We start from the raw sequence: 17,966 nt of genomic DNA on the forward strand, positions 1-17,966 counted from the left end.
GCAATAACCCATTCACCACGGATCAAAAACCGTTATCGCCGGCAAGCCTACTCCTACAGTGTTTTGTGTTGAATTCATCCTCTCGGTTCTACGACTCACCCCTCCAGAAAATGACGCCCAAGTCACGTTTTCCCGCATTCTCCCGTCCCCACGGCAATTTATGTAGTGAGCAAAAATAATCACTACATAACCGTTGACGTAACGTTTTTGTCCTTGCATTATCGAGACGTCTCCCGGATCGGGAGCGTTGGCAACACGTGTTTTGAACAAGCTCGTCTGACCGCCGAGCTGTTTTTTCCGGATGTGCACTGCCCACAAGGCGGATTGATGAAGCTGACCGGCCCGAAGGGCTCGGTACAAGGCGCTCAAATGCGGCTTGTCTTCGTTATGAAAGCATTGCGTAGCAGTTCATCAGCAAGACTACATGCATCAGGTTCAAGACCCTGCCCGTACTCGGCAGACAGTCGCTGACGCCCGGTTTTCGCAACCGGAGACAACTAAAGATGTTTTAACGAACCAACTGATAGATCGCCAACTGGTCAAGGGGCTTACACATGAATCTGAACAACCAACCAACTATCGATGAATTGGCTGAGATGTTCGCAGCGCAGAAAGACACACTCGACGACCATATCCTGTGGATTGGCAAATCGGGCGAAGTCCAAATTGACTGCCTGGCGCCCCACACCGAAGAAGCCGAGTTCGACCGCAATAACCGCGAACTGGCGGCGCGCCTGAAGATGTACCGCCGCGGCCAGGGTTATGTCGGCAAGAAAGCGGCGGCCGATCGCAACTTTATCGAGCAAGTCTTCCACACACTTAATACCGAATGGCAGAACCTCAAGGGCCAATCGCACGTTAAGGTGATTGATAGATACTGCTGATACACAGCATAAATATTTAAGCCCGCTTGTTCATTCAAGCGGGCTTTTTAATGCCTGATTATAACAATGCCGGAAACCGCCCTTTTGCCGCTTCATCCCGGAAAATATCAAACAATACTTGCGCCGCTGCCGAGAGTTCATGCCTGGCTTGGTCAGCACACCATCGGCCGTTCGATCACCGGATCGCTCAAGGTAATGCAATGGGCGCCCGCCTCCTCCATTTGGCGTGCGCACAACGCCGGCACCGCGCTGACGCCCAAACCACTCGCGACATCTTGCCCACTGTCGCCAGCTGATGGCTTTCCAGGGCGACCGGTAACTTATCTGTAAAGCGCCCAATGTTCTTCCAGCATCACCCGTACTGTCGACGGTCGTTGCAACGTGATAAATGGCTGCTCCAGCAAGTTATCCATCGATTTCGGCGCAGGCAGCCAAGGGCGAATCACCCGGCACCACGGCGATGAAGCGATCGAGGTACACGGCGTAAACGCCAGTGATGAACCTTCAGCAGGCTCAAACGCTTACGCCCAGTTCACCTGCCGGTCGCGCACCATCTCCAGCACTTGCTCGTTGATCAAGTCATGCACCGTGACATTCACCTGCGGGTACCGGGCGCGGAATATCTTCAGGATCGGTGGCAACAGGTTGCCCGCAAACGAGGGCATCGCCGCCACCGTGACCCGCCCACGCTGCAGGGTGAAGCGCTGGCGCAGTTCGTCTCGGCGTTGTCCAATCGGCAATCAACCGGCGCGCCAGGGGCAGCAGGGATTCACCTTCAGGGGTCAGCGCGACATTGCGCGTATTGCGGCTGAACAGGCGCCCGCCCAGGCCTTCTTCCAGGCCCTTGATGGTCAGGCTCAGCGCCGACTGGGAAAGGTGCAGGCGCTCACAGGCGGCGGCAAAACTCAGGCTTTGGGCCACGGCGAGAAACGCCCGCATCTGTTTAACTGTCATGGCGCGTCTCCAAACGGCTGGGCAACTATGCTGTTTTTTAAATCAATCAACCTTAAAAAAGAACTTAACAAATCAATCCGTCGGAGCAACACTCGGTTCATTGGCTGGCCCACAAACAATAAAAGAGGTGCATATGGCAGGTTTCGATAAACGCGTGGCGTCCTATGAAGAAGCGCTGGCAGGCCTGGAAGATGGCATGACCGTGCTTTCCGGTGGCTTTGGCCTGTGCGGTATTCCGGAAAACCTCATCGCCGAGATCAAGCGCAAAGGCACCCGCGACCTGACCGTGGTGTCCAACAACTGCGGCGTCGACGGCTTTGGCCTGGGCGTGCTGCTCGAAGAGAAGCAGATCAGCAAGGTGATCGCGTCCTACGTCGGCGAAAACGCGCTGTTCGAGAAGCAGTTGCTCAGCGGCGAAATCGAAGTGGTGCTGACCCCCAAGGCACCCTGGCCGAAAAAATGCGCGCAGGCGGCGCCGGCATCCCGGCTTTCTTTACCGCCACCGGCGTCGGCACCCCAGTCGCCGAAGGCAAGGAGACCCGCGAATTCAACGGTCGCCCGTACCTGATGGAAGAATCCATTACCGGCGACTTCGCCATTGTCAAAGGCTGGAAAGCCGACCACTTCGGCAACGTCATCTACCGCCACACCGCCCAGAACTTCAACCCGCTGGCCGCCACCGCCGGCAAGATCACCGTGGTCGAAGTCGAGGAAATCGTCGAACCGGGCGAGCTGGACCCGGCGCAGATCCACACCCCAGGCATCTACGTCGACCGGATCATCTGCGGCACGTTCGAGAAGCGCATCGAACAGCGCACCGTGCGCAAATAATCCGCCCCCAGCCCGAACAATAAGGACTCATAAAATGGCTCTTACCCGCGAACAAATGGCTCAACGCGTCGCCCGCGAAATGCAGGACGGTTACTACGTCAACCTGGGCATCGGCATTCCGACCCTGGTGGCCAACTACATCCCCGAAGGCATGGAAGTGATGCTGCAATCGGAAAACGGCCTGCTTGGCATGGGACCATTCCCGACCGAAGAGACAATTGATGCCGACATGATCAACGCCGGCAAGCAGACCGTGACCGCACGTATCGGTGCGTCGATCTTCTCTTCCGCCGAGTCCTTCGCGATGATCCGTGGTGGCCACGTCGACCTCACCGTACTCGGCGCATTCGAAGTCGACGTGCAAGGCAACATTGCCTCTTGGATGATCCCCGGCAAGCTGGTCAAAGGCATGGGCGGCGCCATGGACCTGGTGGCCGGTGCAGAAAACATCATCGTGATCATGACCCACGCCTCCAAGGACGGTGAGTCCAAACTGCTCAGCCAGTGCAGCCTGCCGCTGACCGGCGCCAACTGCATCAAGCGCGTGCTGACGGACCTGGCGTACCTGGAAATCGAAAATGGCGCTTTTGTCCTCAAGGAACGCGCACCTGGCGTCAGCGTTGAAGAGATTGTGAGCAAGACCGCCGGTAAACTGATCGTCCCGGACCACGTTCCAGAAATGCACTTCCAGTGAGGACAGATTCCATGCAAGACGTCGTGATTGTTGCTGCCACCCGCACCGCCGTGGGCAGCTTCCAGGGTTCGCTGGCGAACATTCCGGCACCGGAACTGGGCGCCGCCGTGATCCGTCGCCTGTTGGAACAGACCGGCCTGGACCCCGCCGAAGTGGATGAAGTGATCCTCGGCCAAGTGCTCACCGCAGGCAGCGGCCAGAACCCGGCACGCCAGGCTTCGATCCTTGCCGGCCTGCCTCATGCTGTGCCGAGCCTGACCTTGAACAAAGTCTGCGGCTCGGGCCTCAAGGCCCTGCACCTGGGCGCCCAGGCCATCCGTTGCGGTGACGCCGAGGTGATCATCGCCGGCGGCATGGAGAACATGAGCCTGGCTCCGTATGTGCTGCCCGCCGCGCGCACCGGTTTGCGCATGGGCCACGCCAAAATGGTCGACAGCATGATCACCGACGGTCTGTGGGATGCGTTCAACGATTACCACATGGGCATCACCGCCGAGAACCTGGTGGACAAGTACGGCATCAGCCGTGAAGCCCAGGACGCGTTCGCTGCGGCGTCTCAGCAAAAAGCCGCTGCTGCTATTGAAGCAGGCCGCTTTGTCGATGAGATCACCCCGATCCTGATTCCCCAGCGTAAAGGCGATCCTGTGGCCTTCGCTGTGGATGAACAGCCTCGCGCCGGCACCACTGCCGAGTCCCTGGCCAAGCTCAAACCGGCGTTCAAGAAAGACGGCAGCGTCACCGCCGGCAACGCTTCCAGCCTCAACGACGGCGCCGCTGCGGTGCTGCTGATGAGTGCCGACAAGGCCAAGACCCTCGGTTTGCCAGTGCTGGCACGTATCGCCAGCTATGCCAACGCCGGCGTTGACCCCGCCATCATGGGCATTGGCCCGGTCTCGGCCACCCGCCGGTGCCTGGACAAAGCCGGTTGGAGCCTGGGCGACCTGGACCTGATCGAAGCCAACGAAGCCTTCGCCGCGCAATCCCTGGCAGTGGGCAAAGAGCTGGAATGGGACGCCGATAAGGTCAACGTCAACGGCGGCGCCATCGCCATTGGCCACCCGATTGGTGCCTCAGGCTGCCGCGTGCTGGTGACGCTGCTGCATGAAATGATCAAACGCGATGCCAAGAAAGGCCTGGCGACCCTGTGCATCGGTGGCGGCCAGGGTGTAGCCCTCGCCCTCGAACGCAACTGATTCAAAGAGCAACACGGAAAAGGCCTGGTTCCACGAAAACCAGGCCTTTTCTTAATGCGTTCTATCTGCAAAACGCAGTTCAAATGTGGGAGCGGGCTTGCTCGCGAACGCAGTGTGTCAGTCACCAGATTCATGGTTGACTCACCGCTTTCGCGAGCAAGCCCGCTCCCACATTTGATCGTTATTGCCTGTCGGATTGGGGCACCGCAAACACCGCATTCGCCCGCGCCACCACCTTCTCCCCCACCTGCAAGCTCACCGTGGCAAACGCCATCTGCCGCCCCCGCTTGTGATGCTCCAACCGCACCACAATCCACTCCCCGACCTGCACCGCCCCCAGGTAATCCAAGGTCATGCTCGCAGTAATCAACGGCAGTGGCGGCTCGCTGGAAAAGGCCATCGCGTAACCCATGCCGATGTCCGCCAGGGTCGCCAACACGCCCCCATGCACGGTGCCGCGTCCATTGGCGTGGCGATTGTCGGCACGCAGGCCGATCTTCAGTTGCAGGCCCTCCCCTCGGCAATAGGCTGGGCCGAGCAGATCCAGCAATGGACTGCTGCGGGGCAATGAAACAAAACCTTCAGGTACGGCGTGAGTGATCATGGCGGATTCTTCCCTGGAGTGAAGGTTGAGATGTACGCCTGGCCGCAAGCAGCAGCCATTACCATCTACCGCGCAAATCCCCCGCGATGCTTTGCGTTAATCCACCAGACCCGCTTTAATCGCCGCATCAACTCCCTCAAGGAACTGCAATGCGCCACCCGGACGGCAAATCCCTCGCACTTCGTGCCCCTCTTTTGACACTGCTGGCCGGCTTGGCCCTGGTTGGCTGCTCGCCCAGTGACCACTCGCGCGCACGGGTGATCAACGGCGAACAAAGCCGTGCCGGCGCGCAATTGGCCTACGAACACGAACTGAGCCTGGCCCTTCCCGGCGCCTTGCTTTCACCGCGCATGCAGGCCACTCGCGAAGCCTGCGAAACCGCGCGTTTTGGCGCCTGCAATATCCTCGGCATCACCGAAAACGACAGCGGCGGCCAGATCATCCTGCGCATCGCGCCGACCGGCGTGGAGCCGATGGTCACGATGGCCGCTGAAGGTGGCAAACTCGGCCAGCGCATCACCACCGCCGAAGACCTGGCCGATGCCGTTGCCGATGTGCGCCGTCGCCAGGACCGTCTGCAAGCCCAGCAGCAACGCCTCGACGAACTGGCCAAACGCAAGGACATCACCGTCAGTGACCTGATTGCCTTAAGCAAGGAACAGGCGGGCATTGAAAACGAGCTGCAGGAACTGGCACAGGTTGCCGCCGGCCAGCAACGCCGCCTCGATACCAATCGTGTGACCCTGAACTTCCGCTCCTCCGATGGTGCAAACCAGCAGTCGAGGTTCAGCCGCATGTTCAGCAGCTTGGGCGACAACCTGGTGGACGGCACTGCCGACGCCCTGGAGCGGTCGGCCTATGTACTGCCGTTCGTGATTCTGGCGTTTCCGGTGGTGTGGTTGTGGGTGTGGCTGTGGCGCCGCTTTGTTGTGAAGAGCCGCCCTGTGGTGAGCGGGCTTGCCCCGCGCTGGGGTGCGAAGTCCCCCCAGAATGAGCCGCAGAGTGACACCTGAAAGTCCTCAGTGTCTTTGATTGGGGCTGCTACGCACCCAGCGCGGGACAAGCCCGCTCACCACAAAGCTGATCAGCGCTTCATGCACCGCTGATAACGCTCATCCACCCGCTTGGCGAACCACGCCGTGGTGAGGTTGCGAGTGATCTTGGGGCTCTTGAGCACGATGCCCGGCAGGATCGCCCGTGGCATCGGTTTGCCCGCGGCCTTGTCGGCCAGGGCAAACACGCGCTTGTAGAGGGTGGTGTCCTCGAAATCCAGTTGCTCGCCCTGCTCCAGTTGACTGCGGATGCTGGGGTTGCGCATATCCAGCTTCGCGCCCAATGAACGCACTGCCAATTCGGTGGTGCCGGGGAGCAATGAACCGTAGCGAATCAAATCCCCATCCAGCGCCAACTCGGTGCCCGAGGCGCGGCTGACAGCCGCCTGGAACGCGGCATTGCGGCTGGCGTACCAACCGGCATTGAAGTCGGCAAAGCGGTACAGCGGCTGGTCATAGTTCACCGGGTAACCGAGCAAATGCGCAATGCCGAAGTACATGCCGCCACGCCGGGTGAAAACCTCGCGGCGAATACTGCCGTCCACCGTATAGGGATAACCCAGTGCCTGTTTCTGCGCAAAGTCGATACTCACCTGCATCGGGCCTGCGGTGTGCACCGGGTTGAACCCGCCAAACAGCGTGTTGCCCAGGGGCACCATGCTGATGAAGTCGTCGAAGATGCCGCTCAGGTCCTTCTCCGTGCGCGCCGCGCTCAGGCGGTCGGCGTAGGTCTTGCCGGTGGGCGAGCGCAGTTGCAGCGCGCTGCGCACGACAAAGGCCGGTACGTGGATTTTCCCGGCGCGCCGAAGGATCTCGTCCTGGGCGATCTTGCCCATGTTCGGCACAGGCGGATCGACCTGGTAGGTGGACTCCTGCTCGGTGACCGCCAGCACGGCACAGATATTTTCCGTGCTGGGGTAGATTTTCTGGGTGTCGAAGGCGGTGTAGATGTCCTGGGCCCAGCCATTGCGGTCCGGCACCTTGGCCGGCAGCAGCCGCACAATCTGCGCCTTCACCTCGGCCTCGCTGCGCTCCGGCTGTTGCGGGTTGCGTGTGGTAGAGCAACCGGCCAGTACCAGTAAAGTGGCAAGGCACAGGATCAGTCGGCTTGGGTACATGGAGCTTCCTTGGGTGGCGACGGGCCGGGGCATTGCAGATATCGACCGGTAAGTCTAACCAGGGTTCGCCCACCTTGCGTGCTCGCCAGTAACCCGCAAAACGCAGAATTGGTTGCGCCGCAGCTTTGCGACAACCTTTGCGGGGTTGGAATTGAACCTGACGTTCACACAGCGCTGACACCCCACAAAACCGTAGGAGCTGGCTTGCCGGCGATACAGGCACCTCGGTGTTTAGTAACACCGAGGTGATGCTATCGCCGGCAAGCCAGCTCCTACAGTGGAGGTACGTTTAGATGCCGGCCAATGCCAAATCCATCGCGAAGTAGGTGAAGATCAAATCCGCACCCGCGCGCTTGATCGAGCCCAAGGTCTCACGTACCACGCGGTCTTCATCAATCGCGCCGGCCTGGGCGCCGAATTTGATCATCGCGTACTCGCCGCTCACCTGATACGCCGCCACCGGCAGGCGCGAGGCTTCGCGGATGTCGCGGATGATGTCGAGGTAGGCGCCGGCGGGCTTGACCATCAGTGCATCCGCGCCCTCCTGCTCGTCCAGCAGCGACTCACGCACGGCTTCGCGGCGGTTCATCGGGTTCATCTGATAGCTTTTGCGGTCGCCCTTGAGTGCGCTGCCGCCGGCTTCGCGGAACGGGCCGTAGAGAGCCGAGGCGAACTTGGTGGAATACGCCATGATCGGGATATGGGTGAAACCGGCATCGTCCAGGGCACGGCGAATCGCCTGGACCTGGCCGTCCATCGCCGCCGACGGGGCGATGACGTCGGCACCGGCACGGGCCGCCGCCACGGCCTGCTTGCCGAGGTTGACCAGGGTCGCGTCGTTGTCGACATGGGCACCGTGCATTACGCCGCAGTGGCCGTGGTCGGTGTATTCGCAGAAGCAGGTGTCGGACATCACGATCATCTCAGGCACGGCGTCCTTGATGATCGAGGACATGCGCGAGACCAGGCCGCGTTCTTTCCAGGTGTCGCTGCCGCTGGCGTCCAGGTGGTGGGACACGCCAAAGGTCATCACCGACTTGATACCGGCACGGGCGTAGCGCTCGATCTCGCCGGCCAGTTTCTTCTCAGGGATGCGCAACACGCCCGGCATGCTGGTGATCGGCACGAAGTCGTCGATTTCTTCTTCGACGAAGATCGGCAACACCAAGTCGTTGAGGGTGAATTCGCTTTCCTGGAACAAGCCCCGTAGCTCCGGGGAGCGGCGCAGGCGGCGTGGGCGGGCTTGGGGGAACTGACTGGTCATGGCAATCCTGAAAAAAATGGCAGAAAACGAAAATAGTGGGGCGAAAGCTTATGCCCCCAGGCCCTCGCAGCACAAACGCCGAGGGGCCAACAGTGTATTGCGCAGGCCGTAACAATTTATTGATCTAGAGCTGTACACGCCCGTCGATGCACACCGCCACGGCACCACCGACCCAGATTTCATCGCCCTGGCGCTCAACGTGAATCCGCCCCGCACGCCCAATGGCCGTGCCTTGGCTGACCACGTAGCGCTCGGGCGCCAGGCCCTCGCCGAGCAACCATTGCGCAAGCCCGGCGTTCAAGCTGCCGGTGGCCGGGTCTTCCTGGGCGCCGTCGCCTGCAATAAAGGCGCGCACCTCAAATTGCGTGTCCACCTCGTCGCGAGTGGGGTCGCAAGGGGCGATCACGCCCACGGCCAGGCCGAGCAGTTGCGCGTAGTCCGGCTGCAGGTCCAGCACTTGGTTGCGCTCGGCCAGCATCACTGCCAGCCAGCCCGCGCCGTTATCCACCCACTGGCTGCGCACAATCGCGTCGGGCGCCAACCCCAGCGCCAAGCGCACGCGCTCTATCACAGCGGCTTCCACCGGGCCGGAGCGCATCAACGGTGGCGCGATAAACGCCAGCTCCTCACCTTGACGGCGGATACGCACCAGGCCGATTTCGCACTCCTGGATGATCTCCTCGCCTTTCGGGATACCGCCTGCCTGCAGCCACGCGTGGCAACTGCCCAGCGTAGGGTGCCCGGCGAACGGCAATTCCTTCAAGGTGGTGAAAATGCGCACCCGGTAGTCAGCCCTGGGATCGCGGGGTGTGAGCAAGAACGTGGTTTCGCTGAGGTTGGTCCAGTTGGCAAAATCCGCCATCTGCCGGTCGCTCAGGCTGTCGGCACCGAACACCACTGCCAGCGGGTTGCCCTTGAGCGGCACGCAGCTGAATACGTCGAGCTGCTTGAAATCGAAAGTCGGCATGTTCAACCCGGAATATTCAGGCCACGGATCACCGCCGGCCGTGCGACGAAACCGTCCAGCGCGCGCAGTACATTGGGGAAATCAGCGATACCCACGAGGTCACCGGATTCGTAGAAGCCGATCAGGTTGCGGATCCACGGGAATGTCGCGATGTCGGCGATGCTGTACTCATCGCCCATGATCCAGGTACGGCCCAGCAGGCGTTTTTCCAGCACGTCCAGTAGGCGGCGGGATTCGGCGGCGTAGCGGTCGCGGGGGCGCTTGTCTTCGTAGGCCTTGCCGGCGAATTTGTTGAAGAACCCCAGTTGGCCAAACATCGGGCCGATACCGCCCATCTGGAACATCAGCCACTGGATCGTTTCATAGCGCGTGGCCGGGTCTTCGGAGAGCAACTGGCTGGTTTTCTCCGCCAGATAGATCAGGATCGCGCCAGACTCGAACAACGCCAGCGGCTGGCCGCTGGGGCCATTGGGGTCAATGATCGCGGGAATCTTGTTGTTCGGGTTCAGGGACAGGAACTCGGGCGATAGCTGGTCCTGGGTCTCGAAGCTGACCTTGTGCGCTTCATAGGGCAGGCCCAGTTCTTCAAGCATGATCGACACTTTTACCCCGTTGGGGGTAGGCAGCGAGTACAGTTGCAGGCGCTCAGGGTGCTGGGCGGGCCATTTGCTGTTGATCGGGAATGCAGCGAGTGGGTTCATCGGGAAATCCCTGTGCAGAAAGGCCCCATGATAGTCATCCCGGCGATGTCCTGCATGGGTCATCAATACGCAACAAGCGCTGTCTATTCTCCCGCGTGGGCGAACCAATAAGCCCTTGCGCACTCTTAAGTGCGCTCAATCGGTGAACGGAGGCACCTCGCCATATCGACAGGGAACACCGCAGGACGCTTTTAGCGTCACTGGGGCCGGGCTTGTCCGCCCTCACCCGATGCACTGAAGACTCGACACTTATGACAATCAAGCCTCTGTGCCTTGCGCTGCGCCTGAAACGATATTCATACATCATGTTGCCGCTGCTGCTGGTCGGCGGCGCCATCGGCCTCACCCTGGAGTCGCGCATCAGCCGTGCCGAACAGGTGGACGGCGTGCAAACCCTGGTGTTCCTGCGCCACGCGGAAAAACCCGCTGGCGGCCTGGGCCAACTCAATTGCCAGGGCCTCAACCGCGCAATGAACCTGGCCACGGTGCTGCCGGAAAAATTCGGCAAGGCCGATTTCGTCTTCGCCGCCAACCCGACCCGCAATGTGGAAGAAGGCGAGTTGGACAATTCCTACAGCTACATCCGCCCTTGATGACCATCAGCCCCAGCGCCATTAAGTTGGGCCTGCCGGTGAACATCAAGTTTTCGGCCAACGACACGAGTGACCTCGCCGACGAGTTGGTGGAAGACAAGTACCATAACGCCACGATCTATACCGCCTGGTCACACGGTTACCTGCCTGAACTGATCAACAAGGTGGCGAGTGAAGCTTCGGGGGAAAAGCACACGATTACCGAAGATTGGTCCGGTAGCGACTACGACACGCTGTACGTGTTGACGCTGACCTGGCATAACGGCAAGGCTTCGCTGCTGAGCCGCAATTACAAGCAAGGCTTGAACAATGGCGATGAGAGCTGCCCGGATCCTACACAGGTGAGCGCAGATTCCTGACGGCGCAAGGCCGGTTGGGTTTCTGGGAGTTTAGGTAGTTGGGTACGGTGCTGGAGCTGTGGTGAGGGAGCTTGCTCCCGCTGGGGACTACAGCTATCTGACTGTAACCCTGCGATCCAAAAATGTGGGAGCTGGCTTGCCTGCGAAGACGGCCTGACAGCCGACCACGCTCTAACTGCCACCCCACGCTCCAAATGTGGGAGCTGGCTTGCCTGCGAAGGCGGCCTAACAGCCGACCGCTCTCTAACTGCCACCCCACGATCCAAATGTGGGAGCTGGCTTGCCTGCGAAGGCGGCCTGACAGCCGACCTGGATGTTGGATCAGACCAGGTACATATCCGTTATTTAGGTTACGGCTGCTAATGGTTCCGCCCTTACGGCGGGTCACTTTGGAAAAGCCCCAAAGTAACCAAAGGGCTCTTGCCCCAACACTCGGCACCTCGCCTAGGCTCGGTGTGCCCGTAATCCGACAGGTATTTGGGGGGCCGCCGCCACGCGCCATCCATGGCGCGGGGCGGCTAAACCGGCATCCCTGCCGGTTTACCCCCCAAATCCCTGTCGAATTCCGGCCAGCGTGTTTGACGGGGCGCCTTAGATCAAAAGCGAATCAAGAGCAGGATCAAGAGCAGGATCAAGAGCGGCTCGCTTCGCATCGTGGTTGGCGGTGGGAGCGGAGCGAGCCTGTGTTTCTGCTGTTATTGTCGGGCAGCCAGCAAGCGCTTGTGGCGGTTGCGGCGGGCGATGTTCAAGCATTCGATGGCCGCCGAGAATGCCATGGCTGCGTATACGTAGCCTTTAGGCACGTGGGCGCCGAAGCCTTCGGCGATCAATGTCATACCGATCATGATCAGGAAGCCCAGGGCCAGCATGACTACGGTCGGGTTGTCATTGATGAACTTGGCCAACGGCTCGGCTGCCACCAGCATCACGATGACCGAGGTCACTACGGCAATGATCATGATCGGCAAGTGCTCGGTCATGCCCACGGCGGTGATGATGCTGTCGATGGAGAACACCAGGTCGAGCAACAGGATCTGGCCGATGGCCGCGGCAAAACCGATCGCCACGACGTTGCTGGTGCTGGTTTCCTTCTCTTCCGGCTCCGGGTCCATGCTGTGGTGGATCTCGGTAGTCGCCTTCCACACCAGGAACAGGCCACCGGCGATGAGGATCATGTCCTTCCACGAGAAGCCCTGGCCGAACACTTCGAACACCGGCGTCGTCAGTTGTACGATAAATGCGATGGTGCTCAACAGGCCCAGGCGCAATACCAACGCCATGCTGATACCGATGCGTCGTGCCTTGGCCCGATGCTTCTCCGGCAATTTGTTGGTGAGGATCGAGATGAAGATCAGGTTATCGATGCCCAGCACGATCTCCATGACGATCAAGGTTGCCAGGGCAACCCAGGCGGTGGGGCTGGCGGCCAGTTGTAAAAGGTAGTCCATAGGTCAGTCCTGACGTTGTACGGGAAATGAGGGGCGGGTCATTAAGCTTCGTTGCGGTTCGATTCGGCTTCTTTCTCTTCCTGGTCATCCTTCTTCTGCGGGGTGATCAGGCCGTTTGTCGCTTCACTCAATGCCTGTTCGGCGGCTTTGTGGGTGTCATCGATCGCTTGCTTGGCCGACTCGGTGGCCTTGCCCAGCACCTGCTGCGCGCTTTTCTCGACCTGATCGCAACCGCCGATCACTACCAATGAAAGCGCAAGCAACGCTGCCGCGCCCAGGGAATTGAGTTTCATGATGTCTTCCTCGTTAGAACCATTGGGTCCAAATAGTGGCCCCGCGATAGCGAGGCATTCTATGCAGGCGGACAGTTCAGGAAAATTCGTATTTTTCTCGCATATACTTCGGTTTTCACGAAGTGATGGCCGCTATGCTCAATTACCGACAACTGCACTACTTCTGGGTGGTGGCCAAGACCGGCAGCATCGTGCGCGCCTGTGAGCAACTCAACCTCACGCCCCAGACCATCAGTGGGCAGATCAGCCTGCTGGAAGAGACCTACGGCGTGGCGCTATTCCAGCGCGTCGGCCGCCAGTTGGAACTGACCGAAGCCGGTCGCCAGGCCCTGCCCTACGCCGAACAGATGTTCCAGACGGGTAATGAATTGGAGGCGATGCTGCGCGCGCAACCCGACGAACAGCAGATCCTGTTCCGCGTCGGCGTGGCGGATGTGGTGCCCAAGTCCATCGTCTACCGGCTGATCGCGCCGACCATGGAGTTGAGCGAGCCGATCCGCATCACCTGCCGCGAAGACAAACTCGAACGCCTGCTGGCCGACCTGGCGATCCAGCGCCTGGACCTGGTGATTTCCGACAGCCCCATGCCCACACACCTGGACATCAAGGGCTACAGCCAGAAACTGGGGGAATGTGGCATCAGTTTTTTCGCCACCCAGGCGTTGGCTGACGCCTACGGGGGGGACTTCCCACAGTGCCTGCACGGCGCACCGTTGTTGATTCCCGGCGCGGAAACCGTGGTGCGCAGCCGGTTGCAGCGCTGGTTTGCCGAGCAGCAGATCCAACCGAAGATTATCGGCGAGTTCGATGACAGCGCCTTGATGCAGGCTTTCGGTCAATCCGGCAGCGGGATCTTCATCGCCCCCAGCGTGATTGCCGATGAGGTGGTGCGCCAGTACGGCGTGGCGCTGATTGGCCAGACCGTGGCCGTGACCGAGTCGTTCTACGCGATCTCGGTGGAGCGCAAGGTCAAGCACCCCGGTATCGTGGCGATTACCGAAGGCGCGCGACGCGAATTGTTTACCACCCTGCCCTGACGGTTCAAGCCTGGGAGGCAACCGGTTGCTTGGCAGTCATCAGCCACAACGCCAGCAAGATCGACACCAGGATAAACCCGGATGCCGCAAAGCCCAGGCTGCCCAGGCCGAGGGTGTCGATCACATGGCCGCCGACCATCGCCCCCAGGCCAATCCCCAGGTTGGCGCCGGCAATATTCAGCGACGCGGCAAATGCCGGCGCATGGGGCGCGGCCTTCATCAGGCGCACATGGCTGACCAGGAACATGGCCGCCTGGGTCACGCCCCACACGGCCATCGCCGCCGCCAGGCCGACGGTGGAGTGAATCGCCGGTACCAGCGCAACCATGCCGGCGATCATGAAGCCGCAGAACACCATGGACGCGATCAACGGGTGGCGATCCACCGCACGCCCGCCCAGCGAGTTGCCGATGAGCCCGACCGCACCAAAGCCCATCAGGCACCAGCCCACCAACGTACCGTCGAAACCGGCCAGGCGCTCAAGGATGTCCGCCAGGTAGGTGTAGGCCGTGAACATGCCGCTGAACACCAGGATCGACAGCAGGATATGGCCCTGCATCAGCGGGTTGCGCAGGATCTTGAACTGCGAGCGCAACGTCACCTCATCGTTCTTCGGCTTTGTCACCGGCAGGTAGATAAACAGCAGCAAGGCCTTGGCCACCGCCACGACCGCGAGGATCGCAAATGCGGTACGCCAGCCGAACATATCGGAAATCAGCGTGCCCACCGGAATGCCGAACACCGTGGCGCAGACGATCCCGAAGCCGATCTTTTCGATGGCGCGCCCGGCGTATTCGGGGCCGACGATGTCCACCGCGGTCTCACTGGCCAAGGCCCAGAACACTGGCAAGCCCAGGGCCGGGATCAACCGCGCCAGCGCCATCACCCAGATATTCGGTGCCAGCGCCGCCACTGTATTGGCCACGCCAAACATGATCAGGATGCTGATAAATAGCCGCTTGCGTGGGAAACGCGCGCAGTACGCCGTGAGAAACGGACCAAAGGCCGCCACGGTAAATGCGAACAAGGTCACCAGCAGCCCGGCCTGGGACACGCTCACGTTCAAGTCGCGGGCAATGGACGGCAGCAGGCCGACAATCACGAATTCTGTGGTCAGCACGGTAAAGCCGGCGGCCGACAGCAGCAGGATGGGAAACAACATGAAAACTCCAGAAACGACGACATCAACGACAGCCCGAAGGGCCCGCTGACAGAGAGGAAAGATGAGAGAAAGGAATCTTAACAGAGTATGTCTGGATTTGGCCAAGGCCAGCGGGCCGGGATGACGCAATGCCGCACCGTCAGGATATGTTCATACAGCATGCTAGACTTCGCGATCCGCGTCCTACAGCCGTTTCTGCGTGCGCTGCTGTGCCTTCAAAAAACTAGAGACAATGTTTATGACTGCTGCCCCTTCCCTCCTGCAACGACTGGCGCGTGTCAGCCTGGTCACGCAAATCATTATCGGCCTGACGGCTGGCATTCTACTGGCCATGCTGTTGCCCGAGGCGGCCAGGGCCACCGGGTTTATCGGCAAGGTATTCGTCGCTGCGCTCAAGGCCGTGGCGCCGATCCTGGTGTTTGTGCTGGTGATGGCGTCGATCGCCAACCACAAGCACGGCCAGGAAACCCATATCAAACCGATCCTGTTCCTGTACTTGCTGGGCACCTTTGCCGCTGCCGTGGTCGCGGTAATTGCGAGCATGTGGTTTCCCTCTTCGCTGGTGCTGGCGACCCACGATGCGACAGTGAGCGCCCCGGGCGGCATTGGTGAAGTGCTGCAAAGCCTGCTGCTGAGCGTGGTGGACAACCCGGTCAGCGCACTGATGAATGCCAACTTCATTGGCATCCTGGCCTGGGCCATCGGCATGGGGGTTGCCATCCGGCATGCCGGCGAAACCACCCGCACCGTGATCGACGACCTGTCCAACGGCGTCACGCTGATCGTGCGCGTGGTAATCCGCTTTGCGCCGCTGGGCATTTTCGGCCTGGTGGCCTCCACCCTGGCCACCTCCGGTTTCGGCGCCCTGCTCGGCTACGCTCACCTGCTGCTGGTGCTGATCGGCTGCATGCTGTTCGTAGCGCTGGTGATCAACCCGGCCATCGTGTTCTGGAAACTGCGCCGCAACCCGTACCCACTGGTGCTGATGTGCCTGCGCGAAAGCGGGATCACCGCGTTCTTCACCCGCAGTTCGGCGGCGAACATTCCGGTCAACCTGGCACTGAGCAAACGCCTGGGCCTGCACGAAGACACCTACTCGGTGTCGATCCCGCTCGGTGCCACCATCAATATGGCCGGCGCGGCGATCACCATCACCGTGCTGACCCTGGCCGCCGTGCACACTGTGGGCATCGCCGTCGACCTGCCCACGGCGGTGCTGCTCAGCGTGGTCGCGGCCATCTGCGCCTGCGGTGCTTCTGGCGTGGCGGGCGGTTCGTTGCTGTTGATTCCGCTGGCGTGCAGCCTGTTTGGCATTCCCAGCGAGATTGCCATGCAGGTGGTGGCGGTCGGTTTCATCATTGGCGTGCTGCAGGATTCGGCGGAAACCGCGTTGAATTCATCCACCGATGTGCTGTTCACCGCCGCCGCTTGCCTGGGCAAGGAAGAACAGCCGGCTTAACCGCCAGGCGAAAAAAAGCCCGGGGTCGTTCACTGAAGAACGCCCCGGGCTTTTTTGTGGCTGGGTGCTTAGAAAGCGCCCATGTAGTCGCGCTTGCCCACTTCCACACCGTTATGGCGCAGCAAGGCGTAAGCCGTGGTGACGTGGAAGAAGAACTGCGGCAGGCCGTAGGTCAGCAGGTAGGACTGGCCGCTGAAGCGCTTTTCTTTCGGCGTGCCAGGACGGGTGATGATCTCGATGCCTTCCTTGCCGTCGATCTGCGCAGGCGTAACGGTGTCGATAAAGGCCAGGACCTTGGCGATCAGCGCCTGCAGGTCGGCGAAGGTAACTTCGGTGTCTTCATATTTCGGTACTTCGATCTCGGCCAGGCGTGCGGAAACACCCTTGGCGAAATCGACGGCGATCTGCACCTGGCGCACCAGTTGGAACATGTCCGGGAACAGGCGGGCCTGCAGCAAGGCGTTCGGCTCGATGTTCTTGGCGGTAGCGTGGGCTTCGGCCTTGGTCAACACGCCGCTCAGGGCGGTGAGCATTTGCTTGAAGACCGGGATGGAAGCGGCGTACAGGGAAATAGTCATGGCAGTCTCATGGTTATGGCACGGTTTGAACCAGCGGCGATTATAGACATGCCCGCAGCTTGTCTTTTATTTTTTCCGGCTTACGCTAGGCACTTCACTGCATAGGGAAAGCGCGATGACCGCCGAGCACGACACCGACACCCCTGAGCCGCGCCTGAACAGCACGGAAATCCGCATCCTGGGTTGCCTGATCGAAAAACAGGCGACCAACCCGGAAACCTACCCCCTGACCCTCAACGCCCTGGTGCTGGCCTGCAATCAGAAGACCAGCCGCGAGCCAGTGATGAACCTCAGCCAGGGCCAAGTCGGTCAGAGCCTGCGCGTGCTTGAAGGCCAAGGCTTTACCCGCCTGGTGATGGGCAGCCGTGCCGACCGCTGGGAGCATCGCGTGGACAAGGCACTGGAATTGGTGCCGGCCCAGGTGATCCTGACCGGGCTGCTGTTCTTGCGGGGGCCGCAGACCGTCAATGAACTGCTGACCCGCAGCGGGCGTATGCACGACTTCGAAGACGCCGAGCAGGTCGTGCACCAGCTCGAGCGCCTGATTGCGCGGGGGCTGGCGTTACTGGTGCCGCGCCAGGCGGGCCAGCGGGAAGACCGTTATACCCATGCCTTGGGTGATCCGGCGGACATCGAGGCGATTCTGGCCGCGCGCGGCAGTCCGGTAGAGCGCGGGGCGGCGGTGTCCGTCGACCGGCTGGAAGAACTGGAAGCGCGGATCGCAGCGCTGGAGGAGCGCCTGGCTCGGTTGGAACAGGCCTGACGCATGTGCGCA

At 60.8% G+C, this 17,966-nt stretch carries 16 protein-coding genes and 3 pseudogenes; 9 read left to right on the top strand and 10 right to left on the bottom strand.

The genetic code is table 11. From position 1 onward, the window contains the following. Positions 1–554 precede the first annotated feature (554 nt). Positions 555–884 (top strand): hypothetical protein, encoded by a 330-nt coding sequence (locus CWC48_RS00005; RefSeq protein ID WP_016977362.1) that lies wholly within the window; start codon positions 555–557, stop codon positions 882–884. 58 nt (positions 885–942) lie between these two features. Here CWC48_RS00005 and CWC48_RS00010 read toward each other — a convergent pair. Continuing rightward, positions 943–1,838, bottom strand: a pseudogene (locus CWC48_RS00010) (LysR family transcriptional regulator). A 133-nt stretch (positions 1,839–1,971) separates the two neighbouring features. Here CWC48_RS00010 and CWC48_RS00015 point away from each other — a divergent pair. The 3 genes and pseudogenes from CWC48_RS00015 to CWC48_RS00025 all read left to right on the top strand — a co-directional run bounded on the left by CWC48_RS00015 (position 1,972) and on the right by CWC48_RS00025 (position 4,556). After that, a pseudogene (locus CWC48_RS00015) lies at positions 1,972–2,669 on the top strand (CoA transferase subunit A). A 34-nt stretch (positions 2,670–2,703) separates the two neighbouring features. Then, a complete protein-coding gene (locus CWC48_RS00020; protein WP_078047819.1) occupies positions 2,704–3,363 on the top strand; it encodes a CoA transferase subunit B in 660 nt (219 codons plus the stop codon). A gap of 11 nt (positions 3,364–3,374) precedes the next feature. Beyond that, a complete protein-coding gene (locus CWC48_RS00025) occupies positions 3,375–4,556 on the top strand; it encodes an acetyl-CoA C-acetyltransferase (protein ID WP_100491088.1) in 1,182 nt (393 codons plus the stop codon). Positions 4,557–4,737: 181 nt separating this feature from the next. On the opposite strand, the gene CWC48_RS00030 is transcribed toward CWC48_RS00025, so the two are convergent. Beyond that, complete coding sequence (locus tag CWC48_RS00030) at positions 4,738–5,160, bottom strand: PaaI family thioesterase (protein ID WP_100491089.1); 423 nt, start codon at positions 5,158–5,160, stop codon at positions 4,738–4,740. Between the two features lie 149 nt (positions 5,161–5,309). Between CWC48_RS00030 and CWC48_RS00035 the strand changes: the two genes are divergently transcribed. Continuing rightward, a complete protein-coding gene (locus CWC48_RS00035) occupies positions 5,310–6,173 on the top strand; it encodes a DUF4349 domain-containing protein (protein ID WP_100491090.1) in 864 nt (287 codons plus the stop codon). 71 nt (positions 6,174–6,244) lie between these two features. Here the strand turns inward: CWC48_RS00035 and CWC48_RS00040 are convergent, their stop codons facing one another. The 4 genes from CWC48_RS00040 to CWC48_RS00060 form a co-directional block, all read right to left on the bottom strand. Then, positions 6,245–7,330, bottom strand: a complete 1,086-nt coding sequence (locus tag CWC48_RS00040; protein WP_100491091.1) for a DUF1615 domain-containing protein — start codon at positions 7,328–7,330, stop codon at positions 6,245–6,247. Between the two features lie 289 nt (positions 7,331–7,619). Next, positions 7,620–8,594 (bottom strand): porphobilinogen synthase, encoded by a 975-nt coding sequence (gene hemB, locus CWC48_RS00050; RefSeq protein WP_016977356.1) that lies wholly within the window; start codon positions 8,592–8,594, stop codon positions 7,620–7,622. A 124-nt stretch (positions 8,595–8,718) separates the two neighbouring features. After that, a complete protein-coding gene (locus tag CWC48_RS00055; protein WP_100491092.1) occupies positions 8,719–9,561 on the bottom strand; it encodes a PhzF family phenazine biosynthesis protein in 843 nt (280 codons plus the stop codon). Between the two features lie 2 nt (positions 9,562–9,563). Beyond that, complete coding sequence (locus CWC48_RS00060) at positions 9,564–10,262, bottom strand: glutathione S-transferase N-terminal domain-containing protein (protein ID WP_078047814.1); 699 nt, start codon at positions 10,260–10,262, stop codon at positions 9,564–9,566. A gap of 251 nt (positions 10,263–10,513) precedes the next feature. Between CWC48_RS00060 and CWC48_RS00065 the strand changes: the two are divergent. Next, positions 10,514–11,214, top strand: a pseudogene (locus CWC48_RS00065) (histidine phosphatase family protein). 695 nt (positions 11,215–11,909) lie between these two features. Here the strand turns inward: CWC48_RS00065 and CWC48_RS00070 are convergent. Both CWC48_RS00070 and CWC48_RS00075 read right to left on the bottom strand, forming a co-directional pair. Continuing rightward, entirely contained in the window at positions 11,910–12,662 is a 753-nt protein-coding gene (locus tag CWC48_RS00070; RefSeq protein ID WP_078047812.1) for a TerC family protein, read from the bottom strand. A gap of 41 nt (positions 12,663–12,703) precedes the next feature. Further along, complete coding sequence (locus CWC48_RS00075; protein WP_078047811.1) at positions 12,704–12,955, bottom strand: hypothetical protein; 252 nt, start codon at positions 12,953–12,955, stop codon at positions 12,704–12,706. Positions 12,956–13,089: 134 nt separating this feature from the next. Between CWC48_RS00075 and nhaR the strand changes: the two genes are divergently transcribed. Beyond that, positions 13,090–13,992, top strand: a complete 903-nt coding sequence (gene nhaR / locus CWC48_RS00080) for a transcriptional activator NhaR (protein WP_078047809.1) — start codon at positions 13,090–13,092, stop codon at positions 13,990–13,992. A gap of 4 nt (positions 13,993–13,996) precedes the next feature. Here nhaR and CWC48_RS00085 read toward each other — a convergent pair whose 3' ends face one another. Then, positions 13,997–15,154 carry an MFS transporter gene (locus CWC48_RS00085; protein WP_078047808.1) on the bottom strand — a complete coding sequence of 386 codons (1,158 nt, stop codon included), beginning with the start codon at positions 15,152–15,154 and terminating at the stop codon, positions 13,997–13,999. Between the two features lie 238 nt (positions 15,155–15,392). On the opposite strand from CWC48_RS00085, the gene sstT reads away from it, so the two are divergent. After that, positions 15,393–16,613 carry a serine/threonine transporter SstT gene (gene sstT, locus CWC48_RS00090; protein WP_078047807.1) on the top strand — a complete coding sequence of 407 codons (1,221 nt, stop codon included), beginning with the start codon at positions 15,393–15,395 and terminating at the stop codon, positions 16,611–16,613. 68 nt (positions 16,614–16,681) lie between these two features. Here sstT and CWC48_RS00095 read toward each other — a convergent pair whose 3' ends face one another. Then, on the bottom strand, positions 16,682–17,191 hold the full coding sequence (locus CWC48_RS00095) for a DUF1993 family protein (protein ID WP_078047806.1): 510 nt from the start codon (positions 17,189–17,191) through the stop codon (positions 16,682–16,684). 115 nt (positions 17,192–17,306) lie between these two features. On the opposite strand from CWC48_RS00095, the gene CWC48_RS00100 reads away from it, so the two are divergent. Further along, positions 17,307–17,954: a YceH family protein gene (locus tag CWC48_RS00100; RefSeq protein WP_078047805.1), complete on the top strand. Its 648-nt coding sequence runs from the start codon at positions 17,307–17,309 to the stop codon at positions 17,952–17,954. Positions 17,955–17,966: the final 12 nt, after the last annotated feature.

The organism is Pseudomonas sp. S10E 269, from assembly GCF_002798465.1.
Taxonomy (GTDB): domain Bacteria; phylum Pseudomonadota; class Gammaproteobacteria; order Pseudomonadales; family Pseudomonadaceae; genus Aquipseudomonas; species Aquipseudomonas pergaminensis.